Genomic DNA, 26924 nt, shown 5'->3' on the forward strand with positions numbered 1-26924 from the left:
CGGTTGAAACCATGGGGGCCGCGAGTTAGAGTTCTGTCACAAGAGCCCTCTTCAGGAATATACTACCAGTAGAAAAATCACAAAGCCGGCACTGTCTGGAGGTGTAAGACCGTGTTTTTTTCCAGCCTGAAAAAGCAGAAGAAATGTGACCCCAAACAATCCCCTCAGGCGAATCCCGCTCCCGTCGAAGAAATTCGGGAGAAGACAAACGGGGAAGTTGCCCCTGAAGCCCTTGCCCAAACGGCCAGCGCGGAAGCCAAGGCCGCGGAAAGTGCCCCCGACGACTCCGGCGCTTCCGCCTCGCGCGGAATCCTCCTGGGCAAACTGTTCCACAAACAGGAAGGCTACGCCGGGCCGGAATCTTCTTATGAAAACGAATCTTGGGCACCGGAACCCTATGTCGGGCTATTCCGCAAGAACAGAGCCCCAGCAGAGGAACAACTTCCCTCATCGTCCGCTGCCCAATGACCACGACCTCTCATGGCCGCATCAGAGGCCCGAGGTCAGAAGCCGGAAACCGGAGTGCATGTACTCTAAGTCAGGGGCCGGAGGTCAGAGACCCGAGACCGGAGTGCATGTACTCTCTGCCGGCTCCCACGGGCTTGGCGACAAGTGTCATTCTTTTTCTGCAGAAGTGTTTACGGCATCCCATTGATCAGAACTGATAAGAAGCACCACCGGAAGACTTATAGATCCGAATTAATTGCAACCGGATTGATTCTGACTGGGACATAGATCAAACGGACAAGGGGAGGGGGAAGAAGAGGAATGTCGCACGGAGCCAGACTGTTTCATACGGCCTTTTTACGGCAGCCGCCTTACCCCGCACCCCCTGGTCCTGCTCAGGCTCAATTCACTCCCGCTCCTCCGGTCCAATTTGCCCCCGCGCCTTCCGCGGCTCGGTTTGCCCCGGGTCCTTATCCCGCTCAATTTGCCTCCGCGCTTCCTTCGGTTCGTCCTGCCTCCGGTCTTCCCCCGGCTCAATTTGCCTCCGCTCCTCCTTTCCTGACACCCCTCCTCAAGCGGAACCACGGCTATCCGCCCGGCGCCTGCCCGGGAGGAACCTCTTTAACTTATCCGGCTTCGGCTTATCCGGCCCGGTCCAACCGCTCCCACGCTTCCTATTCCCCGAACCCTCCGGCCGCGCCCCTTCCCGGACGACAGCCGGGGCCCGCCGACTTTGGCATGGTCGGACCCGCTCCTTCCGCACAAGCGAGCCCCTATTTTACCGGCACGTATTCCTCTGTTGCTCTTCCTTCTTCCTCGGGGCTTGGGGCGGTCCTGGTCGCCATTCTCATCCTGGTCGTGCTCGATCTTGTCCTGGTGCGCCCTTACAAACACCAACACCCGGAAAACCCGCCTGAGCGGCGGTTAATCGGTCCCCCGCCTGGATAAACTAGGTCCAAAGCCCAACCGGGGCTGAGGAAAAGGGGGATTTTTTTCATGTCTGAGCAACGTTCCAAAAAAATGTCCGGTTTCTCATTAACTATGACCGCCTTAGGCAGCATTATCGGAGCCGGTATGTTTCTCGGAGCCGGCTTGACCCTCCGGGCCGCGGGGCCTTCCGTCCTCTTGGCCTACGCCCTGCTCGGAATCCTGATGTATTTCAACCTGTCTTTTCTGGCCGAACTCTCCTTACTCGATCCGGAGGAAGGCTCCTTCCAAAGCTATGCGGGCAAAGCCTTCGGAACCGGAACCGGGTTTGTCATCGGCTGGCTCTATTGGATCTCGGGCATTCTCACCATGTCCAGTGAAGTCACCGCGGCGGCCATTTTTTCCGGCCGCTGGTTTCCCTCAGTCCCCCAGTGGATGTTTGTCATCGGCTTTGCTTTAGCCCTTACGGCCCTCAACCTGATTGACGCCAGGGGATTCGGCAAAGCCGAATCTGCCTTGTCCATCGTCAAAGTCATCGCTCTAATCGGCTTTATTATCCTGGGAATCGTTTTGGTTTTTACATCCTGGCTGCAACCGCCCGCCGGTTGGCACAACCTCAGCTCGGCCCCTTTCTTTCCCCGGGGCACGGCCGGTTTTGCGGGCTCTTTGCTCCTGGTTTTTTATGCTTATTCCGGGACGTCGGTCGTGGGCTTGGCGATTAACCAATCGGAGAAGCCGGCCAAAACCGTTCCCAAGGTCGTCTTGGCCACTTCGATTTTGGTCACGCTCCTCTACGTCGGCTCCCTCTTTCTCCTGCTCCTCGTTAACCCTTGGTCGGTCTACAATGCTTCCGCCAGTCCCTACGTCCTCTCTCTCCAATCCTCCCGGATTCCTTTCGCCCTGGACATCATGAACTTCGTCATTTTGACGGCGGCCCTCTCCGCCATGAATGCCAGCATGTTCGGCGTCTCGCGCATGCTTTACGCTTTAGCCGACAAAGGAGAAGCCCCCAAATACTTTTTCCGGCTCAACCGCAAAAAGGTCCCTTTAAGGGCTCTCCTCTTCTCCAACGCCTTCCTCCTCGGGGTCGGCATCCTCTCTTACTTCATACCCAACCAACTCTATTTGCTGGTCACCGGCGCCAGCGGACTGCTCTCGCTCGTGAACGTCGTGACCATAACTTTTGCCCATTGGAAACTCTATCCCCGCTTGGCGCCCCAAGCAAAAGAAGAAGCCCGCGTCTTTCATGTCGTGGGCTATCCGGTGAGCAACTTCCTGGTCGGAGCGATCTTCATCTTCATCTTTCTGTCGGCTTTTGCTTTGCCGGACCAACGCCCATCCTTCATCTTGGGCGCAGCCCTGATCATTCTTATGGGGGTCATCTACTTCGCCGTCCGTACTAAGCTCGGCCCGGAGACCGGGAGGCTGTCCGCGCGAACTGCAGAGTGGAACACGCGAACGAAGAGGCAAGACTTGCGCACCGAAGAGCGGACCCAAGAGCACAACCAAGAGCAAAACCCCGGTCTCCACCCGGCGGCAACCGCGACACAGGAAACCCTTCACACGCCAGCACCCGATCCACGGGAAACCCTCCGGTCGGACCCGTACCCCGAGAAGAAACTCTTCGGGTTCCGGCGCCGGCGAAACCGCGCCTAAGGCTGTGCGACCGGCGTTCTGAAGCCGATGCCGCTGATGGCATGTTCATACATACAAGAACACTTTGACAAGGCTCATGCCGTTTGTGTTATGGTAAGCCATGAGCAAGTCGTTGAACTGCGCCACGTTCCTTTCGGTGATGGTCAATATTCCGTTTCCGTTTTCGACCAATATCTTTTTAGCGAGCAGAAGGGACTCAATCAGCTTCTCAGCAAGTCCCGGACAACCTCCCCGGCCAAGAGAAGCCCGACCACCGAAGGAACAAAGGAAATACTGCCGGGGATTTGGCGTTTTTGCGCGCAGTGCGCTTCGCCGCCCGGGCAAATGCAGTTGTTGCGGCAGTCCGCTTCCACGGCCAGTGGTGTGAGCGGAAGGTCGGGAGAAAATACGACTTTCAGACCCCGGGTGATCCCTTCTTGACGCAGCAATTTGCGCATTGCTTTCGCCAGCGGATCCCCGCTGGTCTCGGAAATGTCCGCGACCCTGTAATTCGCCGCACTCAGACGATTGCCCGCTCCCATGCTGGCAATCAGGGGAATTCCGCGGCCTAAACACTCTTTGACCAGACTCACTTTGCCCGCTACCGTATCAATGGCGTCAACCACATAATCAGGCCGCAGAGTGAGAAAACGGTCCGCCTTCTCTGCCGCGTAAAATTCCTTGATGGCTTCGACCCTGGCCTGGGGATTGATTTCGAGAATACGCGCTTTCATAACCTCCGCCTTGGCCTTGCCCACGGTTGAGCGCAAAGCGTGCACCTGGCGGTTAATGTTCGTTAAGCAGATATCATCATAATCAACCAGGATCAGGTGTCCCACGCCGGCCCGCGCCAGGGCTTCCGCCGTATAAGACCCGACCCCGCCCACACCGAAAAGCGTGACTGTGCTTTGGTCGAGTTTGGCTAAACCGTCAGCCCCAATGAGCAGCTCGGTTCTGGAAAACCTATGTTGCATAATCTCCTCCGTCGATCAAGTTTCGGAACCGTGAAGAAGCGAGGAGGACACAGCCACCCGCAAAATTAAACTGTCCGGCGCCATTATAGCGCCGGGCAGTTCGGCAAGCAAGTCATTCTTAGCAGAAGCGACCGCTTTTCATCATTACAGACCATTCCCCTGCTCCGCCGGCCGCGGTCGGAAACCTAAGCCCGTATTGTCTGTTCTGCCGCGCGCGCACAATGAGCCGCGGCTTGGTTTTCCGCCGACCACTTGCCGCAACGGTCGCCCCAGCGGGCCAGAATCTGCCCATCCTGGAAAATCTCCACCACCTCGCAGCGGTTAGCGCAGCCTGAGCATTCAAAACTCCCGGCCTGAAACGTGGTTTCCGCTAACTGCAGACCGCGGAAACGCGAGCCTGCCCCGCTCCCCCCCTGCGAAGTCAGCTTTTCCTGGGCCAGATATGCGGCGCCTAAAGCGCCCATGACCGCGAAGTGTTCCGGCACGATGACCTCCTGCCCCAGTTCCTGCTCGAAAGCCCGGCGAATGCCCGGGTTGGCGGCCACCCCGCCCTGAAAGAGAATGGGGGAAATAATCTCTTTGTTTTTGCCGACGTTATTCAGGTAATTGCGCACCATGGCCTGACAGAGCCCCGCCAGGATGTCCGGCAGGGAATGCCCAAGCTGCTGTTTATGAATCATATCGGATTCGGCAAACACCGAACAGCGCCCGGCAATACGCACGGGATGCTCCGCCCGGACCGCGGTCGGGCCGAATTCTTCGATCGGGATGCCCAGGCGGGCGGCCTGCTGGTCGAGAAAAGACCCCGTTCCCGCGGCACAGACCGTATTCATGGCGAAATCGACCACCACCCCGTCACGCAGGCAAATAATTTTGGAATCCTGCCCCCCGATTTCCAGAATGGTCTGCACCCCCGGGTGCAGCCGGGAAGCGGCCACAGCATGGGCGGTGATTTCGTTCTTGACCACATCCGCGCCGAGCAGGGTGGCGGCCAGCTGCCGGGCGCTGCCCGTGGTGCCCACGCCGGCGATGTGGGCCTGAGGAAACTCGCTGCGCAGCATTCTCAAGCCTTCCTGAATCGTCTGCATCGGCCGGCCCATGGTCCTCAAATAAAGGGTTTTCGCCGCTTGCTCCCTTTCATCCAAAAGCACCAAATTCGTGCTGACAGAACCCACATCGACTCCCAAATAATAATTATTTTCCCGCAACACTTAACACACTCCCTCGTTTCAACCTGCCGCTTTTCCGCCTCTCCAAGAGATCCACAAAAGCTTCCAGCCGAGTCTGAAGGCCGGCTCGTCCTGTGTGCTCATCCAAGGTCAAAGTCATGATGGGTATGGAAAAATCCGCTTGAATGCGCGGCAAAATGCCGGCCGCGACAATTTCCGGCATGCACCCCAAGGGGAGAAGCTGAAGGATCCCGTCGAATCCGCGGCGGGCAAAGCTCACCGCCGCTCCTACAGTTTCCAGGCCGTGTCCCCCGACCATGTGCTCCAGGTAGGGCTTGGCCAGGCGGGAATAGACGCGCAGCGGCCGGTAACCCTGGGCCAGACCGCGAAAGATGTGCTGCCCTACCCAGCCGGAAAGATAAATTGAGCGGTCCACTTCGGCACCCAAGGCACCTAACTGCTGTTCCACATCCAGAGATGCAAACGGTTCCAGGATGGTATAAATTTCACCCACGATCCCGATGCGAAGCGGCTCCTTGCCCCCGCTCCCGTTCGCGTCACCCTGAGAGTCCCGAATGTTTTGCGCCAGCCTGACCGGTACCCGGTGCAAAGATTCATAACTTGCGGACTCGATCAGGTGCTGCCTCGCTATGGCATAGAGCTTTTCCGCACCCGCGGCATCGCTGAAACGCGGCCGGGCCTGGTGGATCAAGTCTTCCACCTGATCCAGCACAACGCTCTTCTCGTAGGCAAAGCGCACGGCCCTCACAATCCTGGCCCAGGAGTTCCTGCTCCCGGCCAGATAGCGGATGCGCCGGGCCAAGCCCCAAAGGCTGCCACCCGGGGGCTCGAGAATGACCACCTCAAAATCATAACCCGCATCAGCCAGGATCTGACGCTCACTTTCCCCATAAAAGCCAAAACGGCAAGGTCCGCTGCCGCCGGTGATGACGATGGTATCCGCGCCTTTCGCCGCCGCTTCGATATAGTTGCCTAAATTGATTTTTAAAGGCAGGCAGGCAGATTCCGGAGCCAGCTTCGTGCCCAAGTTGAGCGTCCCTTTCCCGCTCGGCGGCGGCACCACGACCTCCACGTCCAGCGCTTCAAACAAAGCTTGGATCACGATCCAGGCATTACCCATGTGCGGAAATGTCACTTTCACGCCGAACCCTCCTCTCCGTCATATCCAAAAAGGCCTCCAACCTGGTTACGAGCCCCGCTTCCCCGCTGTGCTCATCCAAGGTCAACACCATATAGGGCTTATGTTCTTTGCGGGCCACCCGGGCCAGAAGGTCCTGGGTAATGGAATCCGTACCGCAGCCGAAACAAGAGAGATAGATGATTCCGTCCACCTCATCCCCCCGGCTGAAGAAGCTCCCGGCTCCCAAGATCTTACGGGCATGACTCCAGAACAGGTCTTTGCGCTGGCCTTGCAGCCCTTGCGCGATGCGACTGGTTTCGACCTCTTCCACCAGGCGGACCCGGGCCTGGCTTTGCAGACGGCCGAGTAAATTGAGATTGGCATAGGTCTCCTGAGTTAAGTAGGAATGCCCGATGAGCGCGATTTTCAAAGGCGGTTCCTTTTTTTCTTCCGGAGAGCAGCCCGGCGTGCGGCCCGCGGCTTCCCGGCTCATAACGTCCGGGCCGCTGCCTTCCCGGCCTATAACTTCCCGATCATCAACTTCCCGGCCGCTGCCTTCCCGGTCTGTGAGCTCGCCATCAACTCTGTCACCCGGCACTTCCCCTGCAGACGGTTTTGGCCCCCGCACCCTTGCAGGGAACTGGTTCTGCGGGCCCGCCTCCGCTTTTCGCCGGCTTGATCGCAAAACGGGATCAAACTCCGCCATGCTTTGCGTAAAACTCAATCCCTGCAAGCGCGATCTTTCAAAGCGTTCCTGCCACTCGCCGCCCTGCCCAAAAGCCTGGCGCACCTCCGCCCGCTTCTTGCCTAAAGAAGCTCCGAAACGTTCCAGCTCGGCCAAGAGACGACGGTTGCCTAAGCGCCGGTTGAAATTGACGGTGAGAACCGGCAAGCCTTGCGGCACAGCCGCCAAGATGCTTTCGGGTAAGCCCAGAAGTTTGGGACAGAGATAAGTTTGCTCCTCCGTACTCACCATGCGGGGCAGAAACAAGGCATCAACACCCTTGAGAGCCTGAATATGCCCGGCCAGGATTTTGATCGGCAGGCAAGTTTCATCACTGGCTTTTTTGAGACCCGATTCCATGATGCTCCGGTTCGTCAGGGGGGAGGTGACGAGTTCCAGATTCAAACTGCGGAAAAAACCGGCCCAAAAAGGAAAATAGTCATAATAGTGAACAGCTCGGGGAAAACCAATCCTCACAACGCAAGCATCCTTTCCCTAAACCCGTATTCTTTCTTAAATAACCGATACTATCCCGGTAAACTCATATCTTACGCCGTTATAAGGAGTTGCCGGGGCAAGTGCTGTTTTTCGGAAAATCCGCTCAAACCTATTTGATAACAGCCGTATCTGCCATAACAGCTTTAACAGGTGTAACAGCTATTTCTTCGGCTGCCTGGTCTTGTCCCGAGTGTGGAGCTTCTTGGGCCGGGTATTGTGAATGGGCACCGGCTCGCGTACCAGGATTGTCTTTAAAGCCTGCAGATCCAAAGGCAGCAAAGGCCAGAGGTAGGGCACTTCAAAGGACTTGGTCCTAAGCAGGAGGAAGAACCAAAGGGCGAAACCGATGATCAAGCCGGGAACGTGAAACGCCCCCACCATCAGCACCAGAAATAGGCGGGCGATGCGGTTGGCCTGCGACAATTCATAGCTGGGAGTCGCAAAGGTACCCACCGCGGTGAAAGCCACATACATAACCACATCCGGAGCAAACATACCGACCTTGATCGCCACATCGCCGATCATGAAAGCGGCAATTAAGCCAAGGGCCGTCGCCAGGGGAGTCGGGGTGTGAATCGCGGCCATGCGGACCAGATCCACTCCGAAATCCGCGATCACGACCTGCCAAAAGAGGGGAACTTTGGTCGGCTTGCCCGGGGCTAAAAAATGAAGCCCATGGGGTATCCCTCCGGGGTTCGTCACAATAGACAGCCAGACCGGCAGGAGAAACAGGCAAATGATGATACCCATGAAACGCACCCAGCGCAAATAAGCCCCCACGATCGGTTCCTGGCGGTATTCCTCCGCGTGTTGCACATGGTGCCAAAAGGTTGCGGGCGCAATGATGACGCTGGGAGAGGTATCCACTATGATAATGACATGTCCCTCGAGAATATGCATGGCCGCCACGTCCGGCCGCTCGGTATAGCGGACGCGCGGGTAAGGATTCCACAGTTTGCTGCCGAGGATGAATTCCTCCACGCTCTTTTCGGCCATGGGAATCCCGTCGATCTGGATCTTCTTGATATCTGACTCGATTTTGTCGACCAGGTCGGCGTTGGTCACATCTTCAATATAGGCGATGCAGACATCGGTCTTAGAACGTTTCCCCACTTGGACGAGTTTCATGCGCAGCCGAGGGTCCCTGAGACGCCTCCGAATCAGGGTCGTGTTAAACACCATCGTCTCCGTAAATCCGTCTCTGGACCCTCTCGTTACCCGCTCAATATCCGGCTCCTCCGGCTGCCTGCCAGGATACATGCGTAAATCGACAATGATGGATTTTTCCTGGCCCTCGACCAGGATGGCCATCGGACCTGAGAGCATAAAGTAGAGCACCTTTTCCATCGTGTCGACTTCCGTGACCTGGAGATCGACGATCCGACCCTTTACCAGCTTGTCCAAAGCATTGACCAGGAGGTCCGACCTTTCCAGGTCAATGATGGCATCCAGAACATAACTGGCCACATGAGTATCCACCATGCCATTGATCGAATAAATGGCCACCCTTTTGCCGCCGATCGTCATTTCCCGTAAAATGACGTCATAACTGTCGGGAACCCCCAGAAGCTGGTTCAAGTAATCAATATTGTGCTGATAGTTCTTGCTGATCGGAGTGCCTTTTTCCTTGTCATCACCCATCTCTCCCCTACCCTTTCGGATTGAACGCAATCGAGACCAAATACCCGAACAGAACAGCCGCCGCTATTCCCACGGCCGTAGCGGCAACTCCTCCGGAGAGAGCCCCCATCAGCCCCTCGCGGCTCACTGCGTCCATGGCCCCTTTGGCCAGGCTGTAACCGAAGCCTGATAAAGGGACCGAGGCCCCCGCGCCGCCGATTTCGATCAGCGGCTTATACCAGCCCAAAGCCCCCAGGATAGCCCCTCCCGTGACAAAGGTCACCAGGACGTGGGCGGGTGTGAAGGAAGGTTTGGTCAAATCCATCAGCAGCTGTCCGATCACACAAATCACTCCCCCAACCAAAAAGGCGGGGATAATCATCCGAAATACAAACATGTCGCCACTCCTTTCTTGCCTTGCGCGGACGACCAATTTTGCCCTTGAACAACGAAATACTTTTATCCCTCAATGACAACCGCGTGCCCGATGCCTGGAACCGATTCGCCCTGGAGTGAGGAGGTCGGGGAGTGAAGGGCCCCGCTGCCGACGAGGAGCACCCTTTTCAAACTTCCGGCTGTCAGCCTCTGCATAATGTCGCCGGCAAACACCACGGCTGAGCAGCCGCAGCCACTGGCGCCCGCATGCACGTCCTGGCTTTTGTCATAGATCATCAAGCCGCAGTCCGTGTATTCCGACCCGAGGGACATGCCGCTTCTCAGCATCACTTCCCGCGTCAGATCGGCTCCCACCATGCCCAGATCACCGGACGCTATCAGGCTGTAATCTTCCGGCTGGCGCTGCAAATCCTGAAAATGGTTCAAGAGGGTGTCCGCCACAGCCGGTGCCATAGCCGCACCCATGTTGCCGACATCCGTTTCTCCGTAGTCCAGCACCCTGCCCAGGGTCGCCGCGGTGATCCTGGGTCCTGTGCCGCTTTGACCCAGAAGGACACTCCCTGCACCCGTCACTGTCCACTGGGCACTCAGGGACCTTTGGCCTCCCTGTTCCGTGGGCAGGCGGTACTGCCTTTCCGCCGAATCGTGATGGCTGGAAACGCCCACCAGGACATGACTGGCAAATCCCCCATCGATGAGCATACTCCCTACGGCCATGCCCAGTGCCATCGTAGAGCAAGCTCCGTAAAGGCCGATGAAGGGCAAAGCCAGCTTGCGGGCAGCAAAGTTGGAGGATATGATCTGGTTGAGCAAATCTCCCGCCAGCATATAATCCACTTGACTGAGCGGAATTCCCGCCTGCTCCACCGCTCCCTGCATCGCCTCCTGCAACAGTTTACTCTCGGCCAGTTCCCAGGATTTTTCCCCATTGATATTGTCCTGCCAGACCTTGTCGAAGGTCTTACCCAGCGGCCCCCGCCCCTCCATCGGCCCGACTACTGAGTAGGAAGCCAGAATCACCGGCGGGCTGGAGAAAACTACCGTCTGGTTGCCCACGCGTTTTAAATCCATAGTTCACCCATCCTTTTTCACGCTCTCTCCCAAAAAAATCCGTGTCATCTCGGCCATAAGTGTCTCTTATCGTCAGCCCGGCTTTTTCACCTTCTGACAGAGCCACATGACTGACATAGCACCGGGCTCTCCCGGTCACAAGCATTCAGTGGAGAAAGTAATAAATGATCCCCACCACGATGGAAGTGGCAATTCCGTAAACCAGCACCGGCCCTGCGACCGTGAAGAGCCTGGCGCCGACACCCATCACATACCCCTCGCGCTTGAATTCCAAGGCGGGAGAAACAATGGAATTGGCGAAACCCGTCACTGGGACAATGGAGCCCGCGCCGGCATATTTGCCGATTTCGTCGTAAACTCCCAAACCGGTCAAGAGCGCACCCAGAAAAATCAAAAGAGCCGTAGCGGCCGTCGAGGCCTGCGTCTGGTTCAAGCCCCCAGCCACAAAAAGATTGATAATCACCTGACCGATAGCGCAGATCAGCCCGCCCACAAAAAAAGCCCAGATGCAGTTTTTTAACACGGTCGGCTTCGGCGTGAGTTTGGTTGACAGGTCCTTATACTCCTCGGGCGTTATTTTGAGCGTGGGCGGGCGCATGTTCTGAGACAAGTTGTTTCCTCCTTTCGGTCTCCGGTCTTCTCGGAAAATCCCCTGTACCGTCCCGCGACAGTCCTTTCTCATCCGCACAGCCAAAACCCGCCTGCACGATTCGGGTGAAGATTTCGCTTTCCGACTTCACTGCCGCGCCAGACTTCCGGGCAATAGCCACCGGAATGCAAATGCTATCACCTTGATGAGCGCTCCGGGCGCACTTCGCCCTGCGGGCCGGCCTGGTTCGCACAGTGCTTCCTTTGTCTGACGATGCCGCTTTGACGTGACATGGAATCTACCGGATATTATGTTTTGATTTTCGGACAATTATACCAAACCCGCCAAGGTCTAAGGGAAGAAAACTTGGCGCTTTTTTCCAAGACCAGAAGGAAAATTATGGGTTCCGTCGAATTCTCCCTTAGCAGAATGATCAAGGAGGGATTTCCCGGGATGGAAAAGAACATCGAGCGTCAGACCCTGCTTTTGCGCTTGGACGGCGACCTGGACATGAAAACTGCGGAAACGCTGCGCCAAGCCATTGATAATGAGATTGAACGCCGAAAGGTCCGTACGGTCATCCTCAATCTGGAAAAGGTGCAATTCATCGACAGTTCAGGTCTCGGCGTCATCCTGGGACGCTATAAAAAGCTGGTCCCGCTGGGGGGAAAGATCAAAATCACCAACGTTCCGGCCCACGTTTTCAAGATCATGGAATTATCCGGTTTGCCCAAAATTATCGACTTTTACCAAACGGAGGCGGCGGCCCGCGAAGAAGGAAGGGGAGCACAATGATGAAAGAAAATCAATTGACACTCAGTTTTTCCAGCCTGGCAGAGAATGTGGGCATAGCCAGGATGCTCATCGCCTCAGTAGGAGCGCAACTGGACTTTCCCATCAACGATATTGAAGAATTGAAAGTGGCGGTTTCCGAGGCCGTGTCGAACGCTATTATCCACGGCTATCACGGCCGGAGCGGGCATGTCGTCCTCATGGAACTGGAGATTGATGATGACGCTTTGAAGATCACCGTTTCGGACGAGGGGTGTGGCATCCCCGACGTCGTACAAGCCATGCAGCCAGCCTACAGTACAGATCCCGAACGCATGGGGCTGGGTTTTGTTTTCATGCAATCTTTCATGGATGAACTGCACGTTGACTCCGCCGTTGATAAGGGTACCACCGTGAGCATGGTCAAACTGCTCAACCGCGCTGCCTCGTCCCCCTCGCGTTAGGGAGGGATGGATTATGATACAGCGCCTGACAGAGATGAATTTGCCCCGCTTTCCCCTGCTTTCGGACCAGGAAATGATGGAATTGTTGCACCGGGCCAAAGAGGGGGACGCGGAAGCCCGTGAACGCCTGATCAACTGCAACCTCAAACTGATTTTCAATCTGGTGCAACGCTTCGCCCACCGTGGTTATGAGATTGAAGACCTGTTTCAAATCGGCACCATCGGTCTGATCAAAGCCATCGACAAGTTTGATTTTACTTACGGCGTTAAATTTTCCACCTACGCGGTGCCCATGATCATCGGAGAGATCCGGCGCTTTTTGCGGGACGACCACCCGGTCAAGGTCCCCCGTTCCTACAAGGAATTGGTTTACCGGGTTAACCGGACCCGTGAACAGCTGGCCGCCACCCTGGGCCGGGAACCCACCATTGGCGAGATTGCGGCTGAAATCGGCGTGGAGCGGGAAGATATCGTTTCGGCTCTGGAAGCGGTTCAAAGCCCCACTTCCATCTATGACACACTCTACCAGGATGACTCCGACCCTATCTATGTCCTCGACCAACTTCCCTTGGAGAAGGAACTGGAACCGGCTTGGTTTGAAAAAATCGCGCTCAAGGAAGTGCTGGATAAGCTTCCGGAGCGCGAGAAACGAGTCCTCTTGATGCGTTTTTTCGAAGACAAAACCCAAAGCGAAATTGCCGGCCAACTCCACCTCTCCCAGGTACAGATCTCCCGCATTGAGCGCACGGCCCTGCACCACATCCGGGAACTCATGCAGGAAAAGAACGGGGAGCCCGGTTAGAGGCTCCCCGCCCGAAAATACGCCCGGAAACTGACCTATCGCCTAACAACCCCGGACGCGACGGTAAGGGCTCGTTCACAAACGCTCGTCATATAGATGATCCTTCGCGACCCGCTGCCTAAAAGCCAAACACCGCCCTCAACGTCCTGCCGATCTGTTCGTAGATTTTAGCCCGCTTAACCGAAGTTTGTGCCACCAGATCGACAGTTTGCAAAGGTTTATCTCCCTGATACAGTAAAACCTCACCCAGTTTCTCTCCGGCCCGGACCGGAGCCGTCACTTCGGGCTTGAGCTTGGTTTCGAGCCAGATGTTTTTCCCCTTGCCTTTTTCCGTGGTCACTCCCAGGGGCTGGTCGGTCGTTACCACGACCTCATCCCGGTTCCCTTTCAGCACCTTGACCACACCCTGCTTTTGTCCGGCCGGCGCAAATTCTTTGTAAGCATAGTTAGCAAAACCCCAATTGTAAATTTTCATGGATTCGGCGAAGTGCCCTTTGGGCTTAGGCACACCCATGACGACACAGATAAGCCTGAGACCGTCGCGTTTCACGGTCGAAGCCAGACAATAATGAGCCTCATTCGTCCAACCTGTCTTAAAACCCTCACTTCCCGGATACCACCACAGCAGTTTGTTGGTATTCCAGAGTTTGAATTTCCCGCCGCGCAGGTCATATTCTTTGGTACCTGTGAGCTGCATGACGAGAGGGTATTTCAAAGCCTCGCGGGCCATGACGGCCAGGTCATACGCACTCGTGTAATGGCCTGCGGCCGGCAGCCCGTAAGCATTGACGAAATGCGTATTTTTCAAGCCCAGTTCCTGGGCTTTCTTGTTCATTTCCTCCACGAAAGCCTCTTCCGTTCCGCAGATATGTTCTGCTACCGCCACGCAGGCGTCATTGGCTGAACCCACGGCAACCGCGTAAAGCAATTGTTCCAAGGTAAACGTTTCACCGGGCTCCAGGTAAATTTGCGAACCGCCCAACTTGCTGGCGTTCTCACTTGACGTCACTTTGTCCGTCAGTTTGACCTTTCCCTCCTTGACCGCTTCGGCTGCCACCAAAAGGGTCATGAGTTTGGTCACGCTGGCCGGAGGAAGCTCTTGCTGAGCATCTTTTTCCCAAAGAATTTTCCCGCTCGCCGCGTCCATCAAGACCGCGCTGACGGCGTCCGTCTGCAGCTCCACGCCCAAGGCGCGGGCCGGCCGAATCAGGCCGAGGTTGCCTAAGGTTAACACGAATGTGAGCAAAATGGCCAAACCTTTACGCATCGCAAACCCTCCTCAAACAGTCTGGCCATAGTATTCCCGAAAAGCGGGATTATATTGAAAAAAGCCTGCTACAAATGGCGCTTTAGAGGTACTTTGAGATCCCTCAGACCGTGCCAGAAGCAGGGATGAAAATAGCCCAGAGGTTGGCGGTAAGTCCTGTGGCGCAGCACACAGCCGCGCACCGCCTGGATCCCGGCCAGCTCGCACTGTTGGTGCATCTCGGGACTCCAGCTTTGTTCCTGAAACCAGATTTGTTCCACACCGGCGGCCAGGGCTTCCGCCACCAAATCCGGCATTTCTTCGGGGCTCAGACAGGGCACCGCTACCTGCACTTTCCCTGTCAAAGCCGGCAAATCGGGGTAGACTTTTGCCCCCTCCCAGCGTTTTAACTCCGCGGCGACCAGATAAACGGTGCAGCCGAAGCCTTGCAAAGCCCGCCAGGCTTTCCAGGCGTGCCGGTGCTGTCGCAGTTCCTCCTTTGAGCCGATGACGGCATAACTTAACCCCGTATGTAAGCTTTCCGTAAAAGGATGGATCTTTTTCTCCCGCATTTCTCACTCCCCCTGCGCTCCCTTAAAAAGTTTACGCCGGCTACAGCGAGGTTAGACCCGCGGTCTGTCTATGAAGCTGAAGGTAACCCGTTAAGCCTGCGCCGGCTACAGCCGGGCAGACCCGGGCTTGCCGCTCTAGAGCACCCGTATAATCTTTTGGACGAGACTGACAAATTCTTTCTCAATGCGCTCAGCCGTTTCCATCACTTCCAAGTGGCTGAGTTTCTGCGGCAGGACTCCCGCCGCCATATTGGTGACACACGAAATACCGAGAACCCGCATCCCGCCGTGGTTGGCAGCAATGACCTCCGGCACAGTCGACATGCCGACGAGGTCCGCGCCGATCGTGCGCAGAAAGCGGATTTCCGCCGGAGTCTCATAACTCGGGCCGAGCATGGCGGCATACACTCCCTCCTCCAGCCGGACCCCGGTCTCCCCTGCCACTTGAAGCGCTTTCTTCCTCCATTCGCGGTCATAACCTTCGCTCAGATCCGGAAAGCGCAGCCCGAGATCGTCGAGATTGGCTCCCCGCAGCGGATTGTCCCCCAGGAGGTTAATGTGGTCTTTGATCAAGACCAGGTCGCCCGGCTTATACGCCGCGTTGATTCCTCCGGCCGCATTGGTCACGATCAGCCCCTTCACCCCCAGGACCTGCATCACCCGCACCGGCAAGGTCACCTCTCGCATGGAATACCCTTCGTAATAGTGGAAACGCCCCTGCATGACGACGACCTCTTTGCCCTGAAGCCGGCCGAACACCGCCTGTCCGGCATGTCCTTCCACCGTTGACACCGGAAAGTTAGGTATCTCCCGATAGGGAATTTCTGTTCTATTCTCCACCACCTCGGCCAAGGGCCCCAATCCCGAACCCAGGATAATCCCCAATTCGGGCACTTGGCTTATTTTTCGGCGCACAAACTCTTTGGCCTCATTGATTTGGGCCATATAGTCTCTTTCGTCCGGTCTGATGGGCATGGCTGAAACCTCCTCAACTCTTTTTTTGACCTTTTCCGTTTCCCGTTGTTTTCCGTTAGCGACGCGGGGGCAAGTATGAGACCGCATGACATTAGCGACGCGCAAGCGAAACGGGTCAGTGAACTGTCTCGCGCCGCAAGGCTAATCTCCAACGGACTAAATCGCACCTCCCTGGGGCACCTGCCGTGAGGTTAGTCTGCCCGGTTCGGGCGAAGACTTTACTGGCTGCGTGGGTGTGCCCGCCGAAATACCTCTAGCAGCCTCTGCCTGCTCAAATGCGTGTAGATCTGAGTCGTCGAAATGTCCGCGTGCCCCAGCATCTCTTGGACCGAGCGCAGGTCCGCGCCGTGGTCCAAGAGATGGGTGGCGAAAGTATGCCTGAGCATATGAGGAAAGACATTCTGCTCCAGGCCGTGTGCCCGGGCCCAGTCTTTGAGGATTTGCCAGAAGCCCTGCCTAGTCAGACGGTTTCCCCGAGCATTGAGGAAAAGAACCTCTGTCCGCCGCCCGCGGCGCAGGCGCTCGCGGGGACCCCGCAGATAAGCGTTCAAGGCCTGAACGGCGCATTCGCCCAGGGGGACGATTCTCTCCTTGCCGCCCTTGCCCAAACAACGGACATACCCCACGTCCAGAGCCACGTCTTTCACGCAGAGGTTCGTCAGCTCGGAAACCCGCAGCCCGCTGCCGTACATCACTTCCAGCATGGCTAAATTGCGCTGGTCCAGGTCCGTCCCCGAGCGGACTGTTAGCAGCTTATCCATCGCCTGCTCGGACAAAACATGGGGCAGGACCTTCTCCAACTTAGGGGTGTTCAGATAAAGCGTCGGATCTTCGGAACGCAGTCCCTCATTGAGCAAGTAGGAAAAAAAACCGCGCAGAGTGGCGGTTGCCCTGGCCAGACTGCGTGCGGCTTTTCCCTCAGACCTGAGATGATAGACAAGGAGAAAAAGGTCATTGGCCTCACAGGTCAGGAGTCCTTGACCCCGGCCAGCCAGGAAGGCGCTCAACCGCTTCAAATCCCGCCGGTAGGCCGCAACCGTGTTTTCAGCCAGGCCTCTTTCCAGCTTGAGAAAGTTAAGATAGTTATCGATGAGCATCTGTTCTTCGGCCATACGTCCCCACCTCCCGCTCTTGTTCATTCTACATCAAGGCAGATTCTCCTCCTCCCCCTGCTTGATTTTTTGTCACACCCCGATTCAGTGCCTTGCCTAAGACCACCCCGAAAAGTCCCAGAGCGCATTGGGAAATGGGAAATCATGTCAAATCTGAGCTTTTAGCCATGAACGCAGCGTTGTCTTTGAATATAACGATCTACTCCGGCACTTTCTCCCCGGCGCCGGCTCTGGGTAAGATATGGATGACGAACTCAGTCCAGGGGCGGCTCTCCACCCGCATGGGATTCCCGCTCGGTTTACGTTCCCCGTGGTCCAAGGCCGACATCCAGGCTCCCCACACCTGCGCGACTTTGGGCAGCAACAAGGCCAGTAAAACCAGGAGCAACAGAATCCTTACCACATAGAAGAAAAATTCTCCCCAGCTCTCCCGACGCACGCTCCTCCCCCCTATCCTTACAGTCTATGCCGGGGGGGGATTGTCATATTAAAAAGACGGGAGAAAGGGCTGCCAAGCGGCAGTCCTTTCCCGTTGTTTGTGTCCCTTGTTCAAAGAAACGCTACCCCAATTACATGCCGTGTAGCGCACTGAAATAACCTAGAGTAATATCTCTTCCAAAGGTGTGTAGGGCATGTTCAAAGCTTCCGCGACTGCCTTGTACGTCAATTTGCCGTTCACGACATTGACCCCTTTGCGCAGGGCCCTGTTTTCCTGAACCGCCTTCAGGTAACCCTTGTTGGCCAGTTCGAGAGCATAGGGAAGGGTGGCGTTGGTCAGGGCAAAAGTGGAAGTACGGGCCACGGCCCCCGGCATATTCGCCACGGAATAATGGACAACGCCGTAGCGGGTGTATACCGGATCGCTGTGGGTCGTCACCCGGTCAATCGTAGCGATACTGCCGCCCTGGTCGATGGCGACGTCAACGATGACGCTGCCGGGGGTCATGGATTTGACCATCTCCTCGCTCACCAGCCGCGGTGCGCGGGCTCCGGGAATGAGGACGGCTCCTACTAACAGGTCGGCCTGAGCGACACTGTGTGCCAGGTTGTAGGCGTTCGACATCAAGGTCTTGACCCGGCCGCCGAAGAGGTCGTCAATTTCACGCAGGCGCTGGGGATTGTTATCCAGGATCGTCACATCGGCGCCCAGGCCCAAAGCCATCCTGGCCGCGTTGGTGCCGACAATGCCGCCGCCCACGATGGTGACATGCGCGGGCGGGACTCCCGGCACTCCGCCCAGCAAAACTCCCTTGCCGCCGTAGTGTTTTTCCAGAAACTGAGCTCCGATTTGGATGGACATCCTGCCGGCTACCTCGCTCATAGGTACCAGCAGCGGCAAGGCGCCGTTATCCTGCTGAATCGTCTCATAGGCGATACCGACTGTTTTCTTTTCCAGCAAGGCTTTCGTCAGTTCCGGTTCAGGGGCCAAATGCAGGTAAGTAAAGAGAACTTGTCCTTCCTTAAAATATTGATATTCCTGGGGGAGGGGCTCCTTGACCTTAATGATCATGTCCGCCTGAGACCAAACACTTGCCGCTTCCGCCACCTGAGCTCCGGCTTGCACGTACTCGGCATCTGTAATACCACTGCCCTCACCCGCGCTCTTTTCCACCACGACCTGGTGTCCGGCCTGGACAAAAGCGTGAACACCGGCAGGTGTAATTCCCACCCTGTTTTCACTGTTTTTGATTTCTTTTGGTACCCCGATAATCATTTGCCAAACCTCCAATTTCTTCTGTCTTCCCGGTGCTGTTTCCCCGGTGATGTCATCCTTCTGACATTCTCCCGGTGACGTCATCCTCGTGACGTCTTCCTTGTGATATTTTCCCGCAGATATCCGCCGCGGTTTCCGCGGCACCCCGTCCCCATCACGGCTCCCGTGATTTCTCCCACCCTCGGTTATTATTCCTAATCCTTCGCGGCAAAATACTTTAATGCTTTCTCCTCACAGACCGAACAGGTGCACCCCCAAGAGGGAAAAATACCCCTGGGCGATGCCCACCAGCACAGCTCCCAAGGAAACTAACGCGGCTGACAGGCTATAGTAGAAAAAATCGCGTCTCAAAGACTCCCCTTTGCCGCGGCCGCGCAACAAAAGGAAGGAAAAAATCGTGGCCATGCCGGCGTCCAGCAGCAGAAGCGGTACTGCCGCCAAAGCGGGCAGAAAAATCGTAACGACTGCCAGCGCCACCCCGGCCGCCCCCTTAACCTCAATGAGAAAGCTGGCGGTAAAACCGAGAATGAACCCCCGGGTGAAAACGACCATATAGATTAAGGGAACCCCGACGACCGTCAAACCCAAAAGCCAGATCCCGGCCATTATAATCAAGGTATCCCGGGCCAGCGCCAGCAAGAACTGAGGGCTCAAGGCCGCAGGTTGGCTGAGCAGCAACGTGTCCAGAAATTGCCCGAGCCGGGAAGTCTCTTGTCCGCCCAAAGCTCCGACTCCGACCGCGCCCAAAACGATTCCCGCCAGATAGATACTGGCAAGGGTTAAGTAAATTAACCAATACCGGCGAACATGCTCCTCCAACCTGTGCCGCATGAACAATACCCCTTTCCGGTTCCATACCTTCAAAGGATATTTATTCCAGGTTTCAGGAAAGTATGTCCACGACCCTGCCGAATATCCCCCCTCCGCCGGGCTCGACTCTAAGCTCTCCCCGCCGCGAACCCAGAATCCAGCGGGCCGCTTTCTCGCCAGCCACCCTCATCAAGTCCTCCGGATCGGCTTCATGCAGGACGGCCATCTCGGTACCGAAAACCCCGAGCAGGCGCTCGATGGTCTTCGGACCGATTCCGGGCAAGCGGCGCAGGGGGATCTGGTAAACGTAACGACCCCCTCCGGCTGCTTCCGGCAATCCGGCCGCGGACACGCCGGAAGCCACGGCTCGGTCGGCGATGCTGACCAGGCGATCCAAGACCCCGGGAACCACATGTTCACTCCCGCAGCGCGGGCAGACGAAAGCCGGCGGAGCCCCCTCCACCACTTTTTCGCAGATTAGGCAGAAACTCCGGTGGTACTTGCCGACTTCCGGGTTCAAGCCATAATTCGCCGCCACCCGCCCCGCCCTCCGGGCCAGCAGATCCTGCCAACCGGCAAAGGATGCTTCGCTCAACTGCAAGGCATTGTACTCCCGGGCGATGTTCGGCAGGGAATGGGCATCCGAATTGCTGAACAGCTCCACCCCGTCCAATTCGCTGATACTGCGCGCCATCTGCCGATCGGCACTCAGTCCGATTTCCAAGCCCCGGGGAAGCTCGGGCAGAACCTCCGCTAAACGCCGGCAGCAGTTGCCGTAGATCCCTTTGTGCGGCGTAAAAGCGTGGGCCGGAAGCCAGACCCCCCCGGAGCTGAGAACAGCGTCTAACCAGTCTTTAACCGGCAGGAAGGCCTTCTGCGAGCTGAGTTGCCAATTCTTTACATAAGGCCGCAGCCGGCGCACATATTCCCCCACCTCCGCCAGGCCCGGAAAATAAGCCAGGAGGTGCGCAGCGCCCCCGCCCACGGCCAATTCCGCCTCAACCCCCGGAATCACGGTCAGTTCGCCTGCCCGGTACCCGCCGCCCGCCAGGGGGCGAAGGATGCCCTCGGCCAAGAGGGTCTCAAAATCCCGTCGCACTCCGGTCGAGTGGGCATCCACAATTCCGATCAAGGAGAGACCTTTGACCGCACCGGCCTGCTCAAGAATACGAGGCAAGTCCAGCGAAGCGGCTGCCGTAATCTTGACCGCTTTGCCGTCCAGGCTCCGACCGATATGAATGTGCATATCCGCGTAGATCATTTCAGCCTTTCCGCCGCCAGCAAGAGAGCCAGAACCGTTTTCGCGTCCCGGAAACCGCCGCCGCGAGCCCTGGTCACAGCCTCCGCCCAGTCAAGGGCTTCCACCGCCAAGAACTCATCCTCATCCGGAACGAGGGGGTCCCAAACCAAGTCCCGGGCCAGGTAAAGGTGCATAATTTCGTCCGAGAATCCGGGAGTTGTGCAGAACGTGCCGAGGGGAACCATAGTTCCCCTGTAACCCGTTTCCTCCCTCAGTTCCCGCTCGGCGCAACTCAAAAGCCCCTCCCCCGGATCCAACTTTCCGGCCGGGATCTCCAAGGTCACGTCCCCGATGGGATAGCGGAACTGCCTGACAAGCAAAACCCTCTCCTCCAACCGGGCCACAATCCCCACGGCTCCCGGATGCCTGACCACTTCCCGGGTCGTTTTCCCCCCCTGGGGCAGGCGGACCGTATCCCGTTCCAAACGCAGCATGCGTCCTTGAAAGACAACTTCCCGGCTGATTCTCTCTTCACGTAAATCGGTGTCGCTCTTTTTCATGATTGAGCCAACTCAACTCCCAATTCTAAAGCCTGCCGATTCAGCGGAATTAACTTGTGCCGATGCTCGGGCAGCACTTTCTTCAGGGCCCCCACCACGGAGTCGAGACTCACGGCCCCCGTGATTGCCACGAAAGCGCCGACCAGAATCATATTGGCCACGCGGGAATTGCCGAACTTCTCCTGGGCCAGATTGTCCACCGGGAGTTTCAGGACCCGCAGGTCCGTCCTTTGCGGTTCGACCTTCACGAGAGAGGAATTAAGCAAGAGCAGCCCGCCAGGTTTGACGTTCCCTTCGAATTTTTCCAAAGAAGGCCGGTTGAGAACAAAAAGGGTATCGGGTTCGTCAATCAAAGGGGAACTCACCGGGGTATCCGACAAGGTCACGGAACAGTTGGCCGTTCCTCCCCGCATCTCCGGACCATAAGAAGGAATCCAGCTTACCTGCTTGTTCTCCTCCATCCCGGCATAAGCCAGAAGCTGCCCCATGGACATGACTCCTTGGCCGCCAAAACCGGCCAAAATAATTTCCTGCAACATCAGGCCTTCACCTCCTCAGGTGCTTTCTGTACACCCAGGGGATAATAGGGAATCATGTTATCCTTGAGCCACTCCAAAGCCTTGAGCGGAGTCAGGCCCCAGTTCGTCGGACAGCTGGAGAGGACCTCGACCATGGCAAACCCTTTGCGTTCCAGCTGAACCTGAAAAGCAGTCTTAACGGCCTTTTTCGCTTTCGCCACTTCCTGCGGATTATGCACCGAAACGCGGGCGATGTAGGCCGCCCCCGGCATCGTAGCCAGAATCTCGGACATCCGGATGGGGTAACCCTGCACCTCCGGATCGCGTCCGTTTGGGGCCGTTGTCGCTGTCTGCCCAATCAGAGTCGTGGGGGCCATCTGTCCCCCGGTCATGCCGTAAATCGCATTATTGACGAAGATGGTGGTAATCTTCTCCCCCCGGGCCGCGGCGTGAATGATCTCGGCCGTTCCGATAGCTGCCAGATCTCCGTCTCCCTGATAGGTAAACACCACTTTATCGGGATGAACCCGCTTGATCCCCGTGGCCACCGCCGGAGCGCGCCCATGGGCCGCTTCGTACATATCCACATTAAAATAGTTATAAGCGAGCACTGAGCAACCTACGGGAGCGATGCCGATGGTCTCTTCCCTCACACCGAGTTCGTCGATAACTTCCGCCACCAAGCGGTGAATAATTCCGTGCGTACACCCGGGGCAATAATGCGTCTTGGCTGGGGTCAGGGACTTTGGCCTTTCAAACACCGTAATCATGCCGATCGTCCTCCTTCCTGCACCAACTCTGTGATCTTAGAGACGACTGCCCGAGTCGTGGGAACCATCCCCCCGGCACGTCCATAGAAGTGAACGGGTACTTTAAATTCGAGGTTGTAGCGCACATCTTCAACCAATTGACCCATGCTCATTTCCACCGTCAGGACCGACTTCGCCTGCCTGCAAGCCGCCTGGATCTCCGCTTTCGGAAAGGGGAAAAGAGTGATGGGCCTGAACAAACCGGCTTTAATCCCCTGCTGCCGAGCCTGATCCACTGCCGCTTTGCACACGCGGGCCGAGGAGCCGTACCCGACCAGGACAATTTCGGCGTCATCCGTGTAATAGCTCTCCGAGCGTGTCTCCTCCTCCGCCATCTGGGCGTACTTGGCTTGGAGTTTTAGATTGTGTTCTTCCAGTTCCAGCGGATTGAGGTAGAGAGAATTGATGATATTGGGCTCGCGTCCTTTGGCTCCCCGGGCCGCCCAGGGTTTGGACGGCAGTTTGTCCGGATCGATCATCTCGGGGAACTCCACCGGCTCCATCATTTGCCCCAGAGTTCCGTCTCCGAGAATCATTACGGGGTTGCGGTATTTATCCGCCAGGGCGAAAGCCAGACCCATTAAGTCCACCATCTCCTGGATACTGGCGGGAGCGAGGACCAGAAGCCGGTAATCGCCGTGCCCTCCGCCTTTTACCGCTTGAAAGTAGTCGGATTGCCCCGGCTGAATACTGCCCAAGCCCGGGCCGCCCCGTTGCATGTTGACGATAACACAGGGTAATTCGGCACCCGCGATATAGGAAATACCCTCCATCTTCAGGCTGACGCCCGGGGAAGAGGAAGAGGTCATAACGCGCGCACCCGCGCCGGCCGCCCCGTAAACCATATTGATTGCCGCCACTTCCGACTCCGCCTGCAGAAAGACTCCCCCGATTTCGGGCAGGCGCTTGGCCAAATAATGCGGAAGTTCGCTCTGCGGAGTAATCGGATAGCCGAAGAAAAAGCGGCAGCCGGCCCGGATCGCCGCCTCACCGAGTGCCTCATTCCCTTTCATCAGGACCTTAGCCATGGTTTTTCTCCTCCCTTCGCACTGTAATCACCACATCGGGACACATCCGGGCACAAAACGCGCAGGATATACAGCTGTCCTGATCGATGACCGTCGCCGGATAGAACCCCATGGAGTTCAGGTGATCGGCCATAACGATGATCCCTTTCGGACACGCGGCCTTGCACAGTTCGCACCCTTTGCAGCGTTCTTCATCAAACTCTACCTTCAGCATGAAAATCCCTCCTTCCTTCTCAATGAAAGGGCGGCCCGATTCTGTTTACCTGTCCTTCCTCCGACTCCCAAGGGGGAAGGAGGTAATTCCTGACCCGTTGCCTGGGACCCGCCGGCCTTTCCCCCTGACTCCAACCCGCGCGTTCGGCCAGCTCTCGCTCCAAGCGCTCGGCCCAGCGTTCCGTCACCCCCGTCATCAGCACCGGCAAGTCTAAACCCCGTGCCATAGCGTTGACCTGAGCATACCCCGCCAGCAAATCCTCCCATTCCGTCTTCTCACCTAAGTTCGGATTGCTGACAATACCGTCAATCCGCAACTGGGAAGCATGCTCGATCTCCAGCCGCAGGGCTTGCAGGCCGGCCGCGTCCCCGGCAAAAGGCCGGTACGGATTGATCACCAAAAACATACGATAACCGCGCTTGTGCAAAATCGGGGCAAAAGCGGCCAAAGCCAAAGCACCGGCCGCGTCTCCGCCCACATCGATCAGGACTTCCCCCTCCGCGCTGGTCAAAGCGCCCAGTACTCGAGGACTGACCACCGGCAGGTCGGCGTCTTCCCAGTCTCCGTTCGGCATAATCAAATCCACCCCGGCTTCCGCCAGGAAGGCGCGGGCTTCCCGCGAACGAAAATACGGTTTGACAATGTCCAGGTCGACCACATGTACTCGCTGCCCAGCCGCGGTCAGACTCACGGCCCGATTAAGCGCAATCTCCGTTTTGCCGCTGCCGAAATACCCGGTGAAAATCTCAATCAAGCTTCCCGCCTCTTTCCGCCGCCAAGCGCATGTCGGTCAACCAAATACGCGCGAGCCCCAAAGCGCGGTCTGCGCCGGGAATCTCCCGAACCGCCGGGTCAGGCGGCAGCCGTTTCTTGATGCGAGCCATTCCCGAGAGGGAAGCCATTTCCCCCGTGAGAACGATCTTGTCCACCCTCTGCTTAAGCACCGCCCGCATCGCGCCGATCTCTTTAACCACCTGATAAGCCATGATCTCTTCCCATTCTTCCGGAGACATCATCCCTTTATAGGCAGCCCAGCCGCCTTCCTCATCCAGGGCCGACTCCAATTGTGCCCGGGTCTTGCCGCCCGTAAAAGCCCAATGAACGAAGGGTTCCGTCGGCAGGGAACCGCAGAATTTCCAGCCCATGGGCCCCTCGCCATCGCGCGCATTGTTGACATCCAAAAGCCGTCCGCCGGCATAGGCCGCCACGGACACCCCTTCTCCGAGGCTGGCCACGATGATCCCGGCGGGAAGGTTTTGCCCCGACTCCCGCTCCAGCCGGCAGAGCGCTGCCTCGTGCGCGATCCGGTCATATATTCCCTTGCGCTTGATGCCGGGAAAACCGGAAACCTGGGCCGACTCCGGCAGGTCCTCTTCCCACCACAGCGGGATGGCACAGAGACAAGCGCCAAAAGCCCGCGCCAGCTTGTCAACCCGGCACGAACCGGAAGCGGGACCCCGGAAATCCAGACCCGAAACGAGGACAACCCGCAAGGCGCTCACGCCCAAACCGCCCAGCCAGCCCTCGCAGGCCGCCCGCAGCGCGTCCGGATCTGTGTTCTGACCCCCTGCCGCGGGGCCGTACGGAGGGAAACACCGGGACTCAAGGCGTTCTTCGCCCCGCCAAAGCGTCAATTCAATCCCCTTGACTTGTTCCACCCATGTCAGAAACACAGCCCAGCACTCCGTCCTTTAAGATTATACACCGGATGACCCCGTAAATCGAATCTCAATTCGAGCGGGCCTTCATATCCTCCCGCCGGTCCTCCGGACGAGTCCCCGGGGCCTCCAAGGAGAAGGTTCGGTTTCCCGCCTCAGCCTTAGCGCAGGAAAGTATTGCTCACCTTGCCGATTTTGGCGATTCTTTCTTCCGCCATGCGATCGGCTGCCTTATAGGTCGGGATATGGTCCCGTTTGGCGATGGCAATCACCCTGGCCACATTGTCGTAGACCGTCTCGACTTTCTTCAAAGCGCGCTCGGCGTTATACCCTTCGAGTTCGTCCGCAACGTTAATAACACCCCCGGCATTGATCACATAATCCGGAGCGTAAAGGATTCCCTTTTCATAGAGTTCATCTCCATGGCGATCCTCTTTGAGGACATTGTTGGCAGCTCCCGCCACCACCTGGCATTTAAGCTGGGGAATGGTGTCGTCATTAATCACTGCTCCCAAAGCGCAGGGAGCGAAAATATCGCACTTAACCCCGAAAATCTCCTCCGGACGCACCGCCGTCGCCACAAATTCGCGGGCTACGCGTTTCACGGCCTCGCTGTTGATATCCGTAACGATCAGCTTCGCCCCTTCGTCCGTGAGGTGTTTGGCCAGGTAATAGCCCACATGCCCCAGACCCTGGATAGCTACGGTCTTTCCTTCTAAGGAGTCTGAGCCGAAAGCCTCCTTGGCGGCGGCTTTCATACCGCGATAGACGCCCAAAGCCGTGAGAGGGGAAGGATCTCCGGATGCTCCGTAAGATGAGGAAATACCGGTGACAAACTTGGTTTCCGTGTGAATCCAGTCCATATCCTGAACGTTGGTTCCCACATCTTCCGCGGTGATGTAGCGCCCGTTGAGAGACTGAACGTAACGTCCAAAGGCCCTGAACAGTTCCTCGGACTTCTGGGTGCGAGAATCACCCATGATGACGGCTTTCCCTCCACCCAGGTTAAGGCCCGCGGCAGCATTCTTGTAGGTCATCCCTCTGGCCAGCCGCAGGGCGTCGAGAATGGCATCTTCCTCACTGGCATAATTCCACATGCGTGTTCCGCCCAAGGCAGGTCCCAAAGTCGTATCATGAATACAGATGACGGCTTTCAGGCCGGATGTGTTATCCTGGCAGAGAACAAGTTGTTCATAGTCGTACTTTTCCATATACTCGAAAGTTGTCATGTCTGATTACT

30 protein-coding genes are annotated in these 26924 nt (G+C 57.1%); 6 read left to right on the forward strand and 24 right to left on the reverse strand.

What is annotated here, in order from left to right; translation table 11 throughout:
- The first annotated feature begins 111 nt into the window (after positions 1-111).
- From MNU25_RS13265 to MNU25_RS13275, 3 genes are all read left to right on the forward strand, one after another.
- The gene (locus MNU25_RS13265) at positions 112-468 is read left to right on the forward strand and encodes a hypothetical protein (protein WP_240985507.1); all 357 of its coding nucleotides are present in this window, start codon (positions 112-114) and stop codon (positions 466-468) included.
- A 300-nt stretch (positions 469-768) separates the two neighbouring features.
- A complete protein-coding gene (locus MNU25_RS13270) occupies positions 769-1395 on the forward strand; it encodes a hypothetical protein (RefSeq protein WP_240985508.1) in 627 nt (208 codons plus the stop codon).
- A 48-nt stretch (positions 1396-1443) separates the two neighbouring features.
- On the forward strand, positions 1444-3030 hold the full coding sequence (locus MNU25_RS13275) for an amino acid permease (RefSeq protein WP_240985509.1): 1587 nt from the start codon (positions 1444-1446) through the stop codon (positions 3028-3030).
- A gap of 200 nt (positions 3031-3230) precedes the next feature.
- Here MNU25_RS13275 and MNU25_RS13280 read toward each other — a convergent pair whose 3' ends face one another.
- The 8 genes from MNU25_RS13280 to spoVAC form a co-directional block, all read right to left on the reverse strand.
- Positions 3231-3983, reverse strand: a complete 753-nt coding sequence (locus MNU25_RS13280; protein WP_240985510.1) for a tRNA threonylcarbamoyladenosine dehydratase — start codon at positions 3981-3983, stop codon at positions 3231-3233.
- A 185-nt stretch (positions 3984-4168) separates the two neighbouring features.
- The gene (locus tag MNU25_RS13285) at positions 4169-5194 is read right to left on the reverse strand and encodes an acyl-CoA dehydratase activase (protein ID WP_372503616.1); all 1026 of its coding nucleotides are present in this window, start codon (positions 5192-5194) and stop codon (positions 4169-4171) included.
- The gene (locus MNU25_RS13290) at positions 5178-6314 is read right to left on the reverse strand and encodes an acyl-CoA dehydratase activase-related protein (RefSeq protein WP_240985511.1); all 1137 of its coding nucleotides are present in this window, start codon (positions 6312-6314) and stop codon (positions 5178-5180) included. The genes MNU25_RS13285 and MNU25_RS13290 overlap by 17 nt, the downstream gene beginning before the upstream one ends.
- Positions 6286-7494, reverse strand: a complete 1209-nt coding sequence (locus MNU25_RS13295; protein ID WP_240985512.1) for an acyl-CoA dehydratase activase-related protein — start codon at positions 7492-7494, stop codon at positions 6286-6288. The genes MNU25_RS13290 and MNU25_RS13295 overlap by 29 nt, the downstream gene beginning before the upstream one ends.
- Positions 7495-7674: 180 nt before the next feature.
- A complete protein-coding gene (locus tag MNU25_RS13300) occupies positions 7675-9156 on the reverse strand; it encodes a spore germination protein (RefSeq protein ID WP_240985513.1) in 1482 nt (493 codons plus the stop codon).
- A gap of 7 nt (positions 9157-9163) precedes the next feature.
- Positions 9164-9532 carry a stage V sporulation protein AE gene (gene spoVAE, locus MNU25_RS13305; RefSeq protein ID WP_240985514.1) on the reverse strand — a complete coding sequence of 123 codons (369 nt, stop codon included), beginning with the start codon at positions 9530-9532 and terminating at the stop codon, positions 9164-9166.
- Positions 9533-9594: 62 nt separating this feature from the next.
- Positions 9595-10602 (reverse strand): stage V sporulation protein AD, encoded by a 1008-nt coding sequence (gene spoVAD, locus MNU25_RS13310; RefSeq protein ID WP_240985515.1) that lies wholly within the window; start codon positions 10600-10602, stop codon positions 9595-9597.
- Positions 10603-10747: 145 nt separating this feature from the next.
- Positions 10748-11200 carry a stage V sporulation protein AC gene (gene spoVAC, locus MNU25_RS13315; protein ID WP_240986848.1) on the reverse strand — a complete coding sequence of 151 codons (453 nt, stop codon included), beginning with the start codon at positions 11198-11200 and terminating at the stop codon, positions 10748-10750.
- Between the two features lie 444 nt (positions 11201-11644).
- Here spoVAC and spoIIAA point away from each other — a divergent pair, with 444 nt between their 5' ends.
- The 3 genes from spoIIAA to sigF are packed head-to-tail and all read left to right on the forward strand — an operon-like array spanning position 11645 to position 13228.
- Positions 11645-11986 (forward strand): anti-sigma F factor antagonist, encoded by a 342-nt coding sequence (spoIIAA, locus tag MNU25_RS13320; RefSeq protein ID WP_047829354.1) that lies wholly within the window; start codon positions 11645-11647, stop codon positions 11984-11986.
- Entirely contained in the window at positions 11986-12426 is a 441-nt protein-coding gene (gene spoIIAB, locus MNU25_RS13325) for an anti-sigma F factor (RefSeq protein ID WP_240986849.1), read from the forward strand. Before spoIIAA ends, spoIIAB begins: the two co-directional genes overlap by 1 nt.
- A 13-nt stretch (positions 12427-12439) precedes the next feature.
- Positions 12440-13228, forward strand: coding sequence for an RNA polymerase sporulation sigma factor SigF (gene sigF / locus MNU25_RS13330; protein ID WP_240985516.1), 789 nt, complete (start codon positions 12440-12442; stop codon positions 13226-13228).
- A gap of 118 nt (positions 13229-13346) precedes the next feature.
- Here the strand turns inward: sigF and MNU25_RS13335 are convergent, their stop codons facing one another.
- The 16 genes from MNU25_RS13335 to MNU25_RS13410 form a co-directional block, all read right to left on the reverse strand.
- Entirely contained in the window at positions 13347-14495 is a 1149-nt protein-coding gene (locus tag MNU25_RS13335) for a D-alanyl-D-alanine carboxypeptidase family protein (RefSeq protein ID WP_240985517.1), read from the reverse strand.
- Positions 14496-14563: 68 nt separating this feature from the next.
- A complete protein-coding gene (locus tag MNU25_RS13340; RefSeq protein WP_240985518.1) occupies positions 14564-15046 on the reverse strand; it encodes a CoA-binding protein in 483 nt (160 codons plus the stop codon).
- A 135-nt stretch (positions 15047-15181) separates the two neighbouring features.
- On the reverse strand, positions 15182-15991 hold the full coding sequence (locus MNU25_RS13345; RefSeq protein WP_372503634.1) for a purine-nucleoside phosphorylase: 810 nt from the start codon (positions 15989-15991) through the stop codon (positions 15182-15184).
- A 248-nt stretch (positions 15992-16239) separates the two neighbouring features.
- Complete coding sequence (gene xerD / locus MNU25_RS13350; protein ID WP_240985520.1) at positions 16240-17133, reverse strand: site-specific tyrosine recombinase XerD; 894 nt, start codon at positions 17131-17133, stop codon at positions 16240-16242.
- 199 nt (positions 17134-17332) lie between these two features.
- Positions 17333-17572 (reverse strand): hypothetical protein, encoded by a 240-nt coding sequence (locus MNU25_RS13355; RefSeq protein ID WP_240985521.1) that lies wholly within the window; start codon positions 17570-17572, stop codon positions 17333-17335.
- Positions 17573-17731: 159 nt separating this feature from the next.
- Positions 17732-18847, reverse strand: coding sequence for an alanine dehydrogenase (ald, locus tag MNU25_RS13360; protein ID WP_240986850.1), 1116 nt, complete (start codon positions 18845-18847; stop codon positions 17732-17734).
- Between the two features lie 231 nt (positions 18848-19078).
- Complete coding sequence (locus MNU25_RS13365; RefSeq protein ID WP_240985522.1) at positions 19079-19678, reverse strand: stage II sporulation protein M; 600 nt, start codon at positions 19676-19678, stop codon at positions 19079-19081.
- Between the two features lie 52 nt (positions 19679-19730).
- On the reverse strand, positions 19731-20918 hold the full coding sequence (locus tag MNU25_RS13370) for an endonuclease Q family protein (RefSeq protein WP_240985523.1): 1188 nt from the start codon (positions 20916-20918) through the stop codon (positions 19731-19733).
- Positions 20915-21457: an NUDIX domain-containing protein gene (locus MNU25_RS13375; protein ID WP_240985524.1), complete on the reverse strand. Its 543-nt coding sequence runs from the start codon at positions 21455-21457 to the stop codon at positions 20915-20917. Before MNU25_RS13375 ends, MNU25_RS13370 begins: the two co-directional genes overlap by 4 nt.
- Positions 21454-21996 carry a 2-oxoacid:acceptor oxidoreductase family protein gene (locus MNU25_RS13380; RefSeq protein ID WP_240985525.1) on the reverse strand — a complete coding sequence of 181 codons (543 nt, stop codon included), beginning with the start codon at positions 21994-21996 and terminating at the stop codon, positions 21454-21456. Before MNU25_RS13380 ends, MNU25_RS13375 begins: the two co-directional genes overlap by 4 nt.
- Complete coding sequence (locus MNU25_RS13385) at positions 21996-22745, reverse strand: thiamine pyrophosphate-dependent enzyme (protein ID WP_240985526.1); 750 nt, start codon at positions 22743-22745, stop codon at positions 21996-21998. The genes MNU25_RS13380 and MNU25_RS13385 overlap by 1 nt, the downstream gene beginning before the upstream one ends.
- Entirely contained in the window at positions 22742-23812 is a 1071-nt protein-coding gene (locus MNU25_RS13390) for a 3-methyl-2-oxobutanoate dehydrogenase subunit VorB (protein ID WP_240985527.1), read from the reverse strand. The genes MNU25_RS13385 and MNU25_RS13390 overlap by 4 nt, the downstream gene beginning before the upstream one ends.
- Positions 23805-24026, reverse strand: a complete 222-nt coding sequence (locus MNU25_RS13395) for a 4Fe-4S dicluster domain-containing protein (RefSeq protein ID WP_047829339.1) — start codon at positions 24024-24026, stop codon at positions 23805-23807. Before MNU25_RS13395 ends, MNU25_RS13390 begins: the two co-directional genes overlap by 8 nt.
- A 19-nt stretch (positions 24027-24045) precedes the next feature.
- Positions 24046-24780, reverse strand: coding sequence for a P-loop NTPase family protein (locus tag MNU25_RS13400; protein WP_240985528.1), 735 nt, complete (start codon positions 24778-24780; stop codon positions 24046-24048).
- The gene (locus MNU25_RS13405) at positions 24773-25699 is read right to left on the reverse strand and encodes an acetate and sugar kinases/Hsc70/actin family protein (RefSeq protein ID WP_240985529.1); all 927 of its coding nucleotides are present in this window, start codon (positions 25697-25699) and stop codon (positions 24773-24775) included. Before MNU25_RS13405 ends, MNU25_RS13400 begins: the two co-directional genes overlap by 8 nt.
- Before the next feature lie 146 nt (positions 25700-25845).
- On the reverse strand, positions 25846-26913 hold the full coding sequence (locus tag MNU25_RS13410; protein ID WP_240985530.1) for a Leu/Phe/Val dehydrogenase: 1068 nt from the start codon (positions 26911-26913) through the stop codon (positions 25846-25848).
- Positions 26914-26924 lie beyond the last annotated feature (11 nt).

It is taken from the genome of Acididesulfobacillus acetoxydans (genome assembly GCF_902729405.1).
Lineage (GTDB): Bacteria > Bacillota > Desulfitobacteriia > Desulfitobacteriales > Desulfitobacteriaceae > Acididesulfobacillus > Acididesulfobacillus acetoxydans.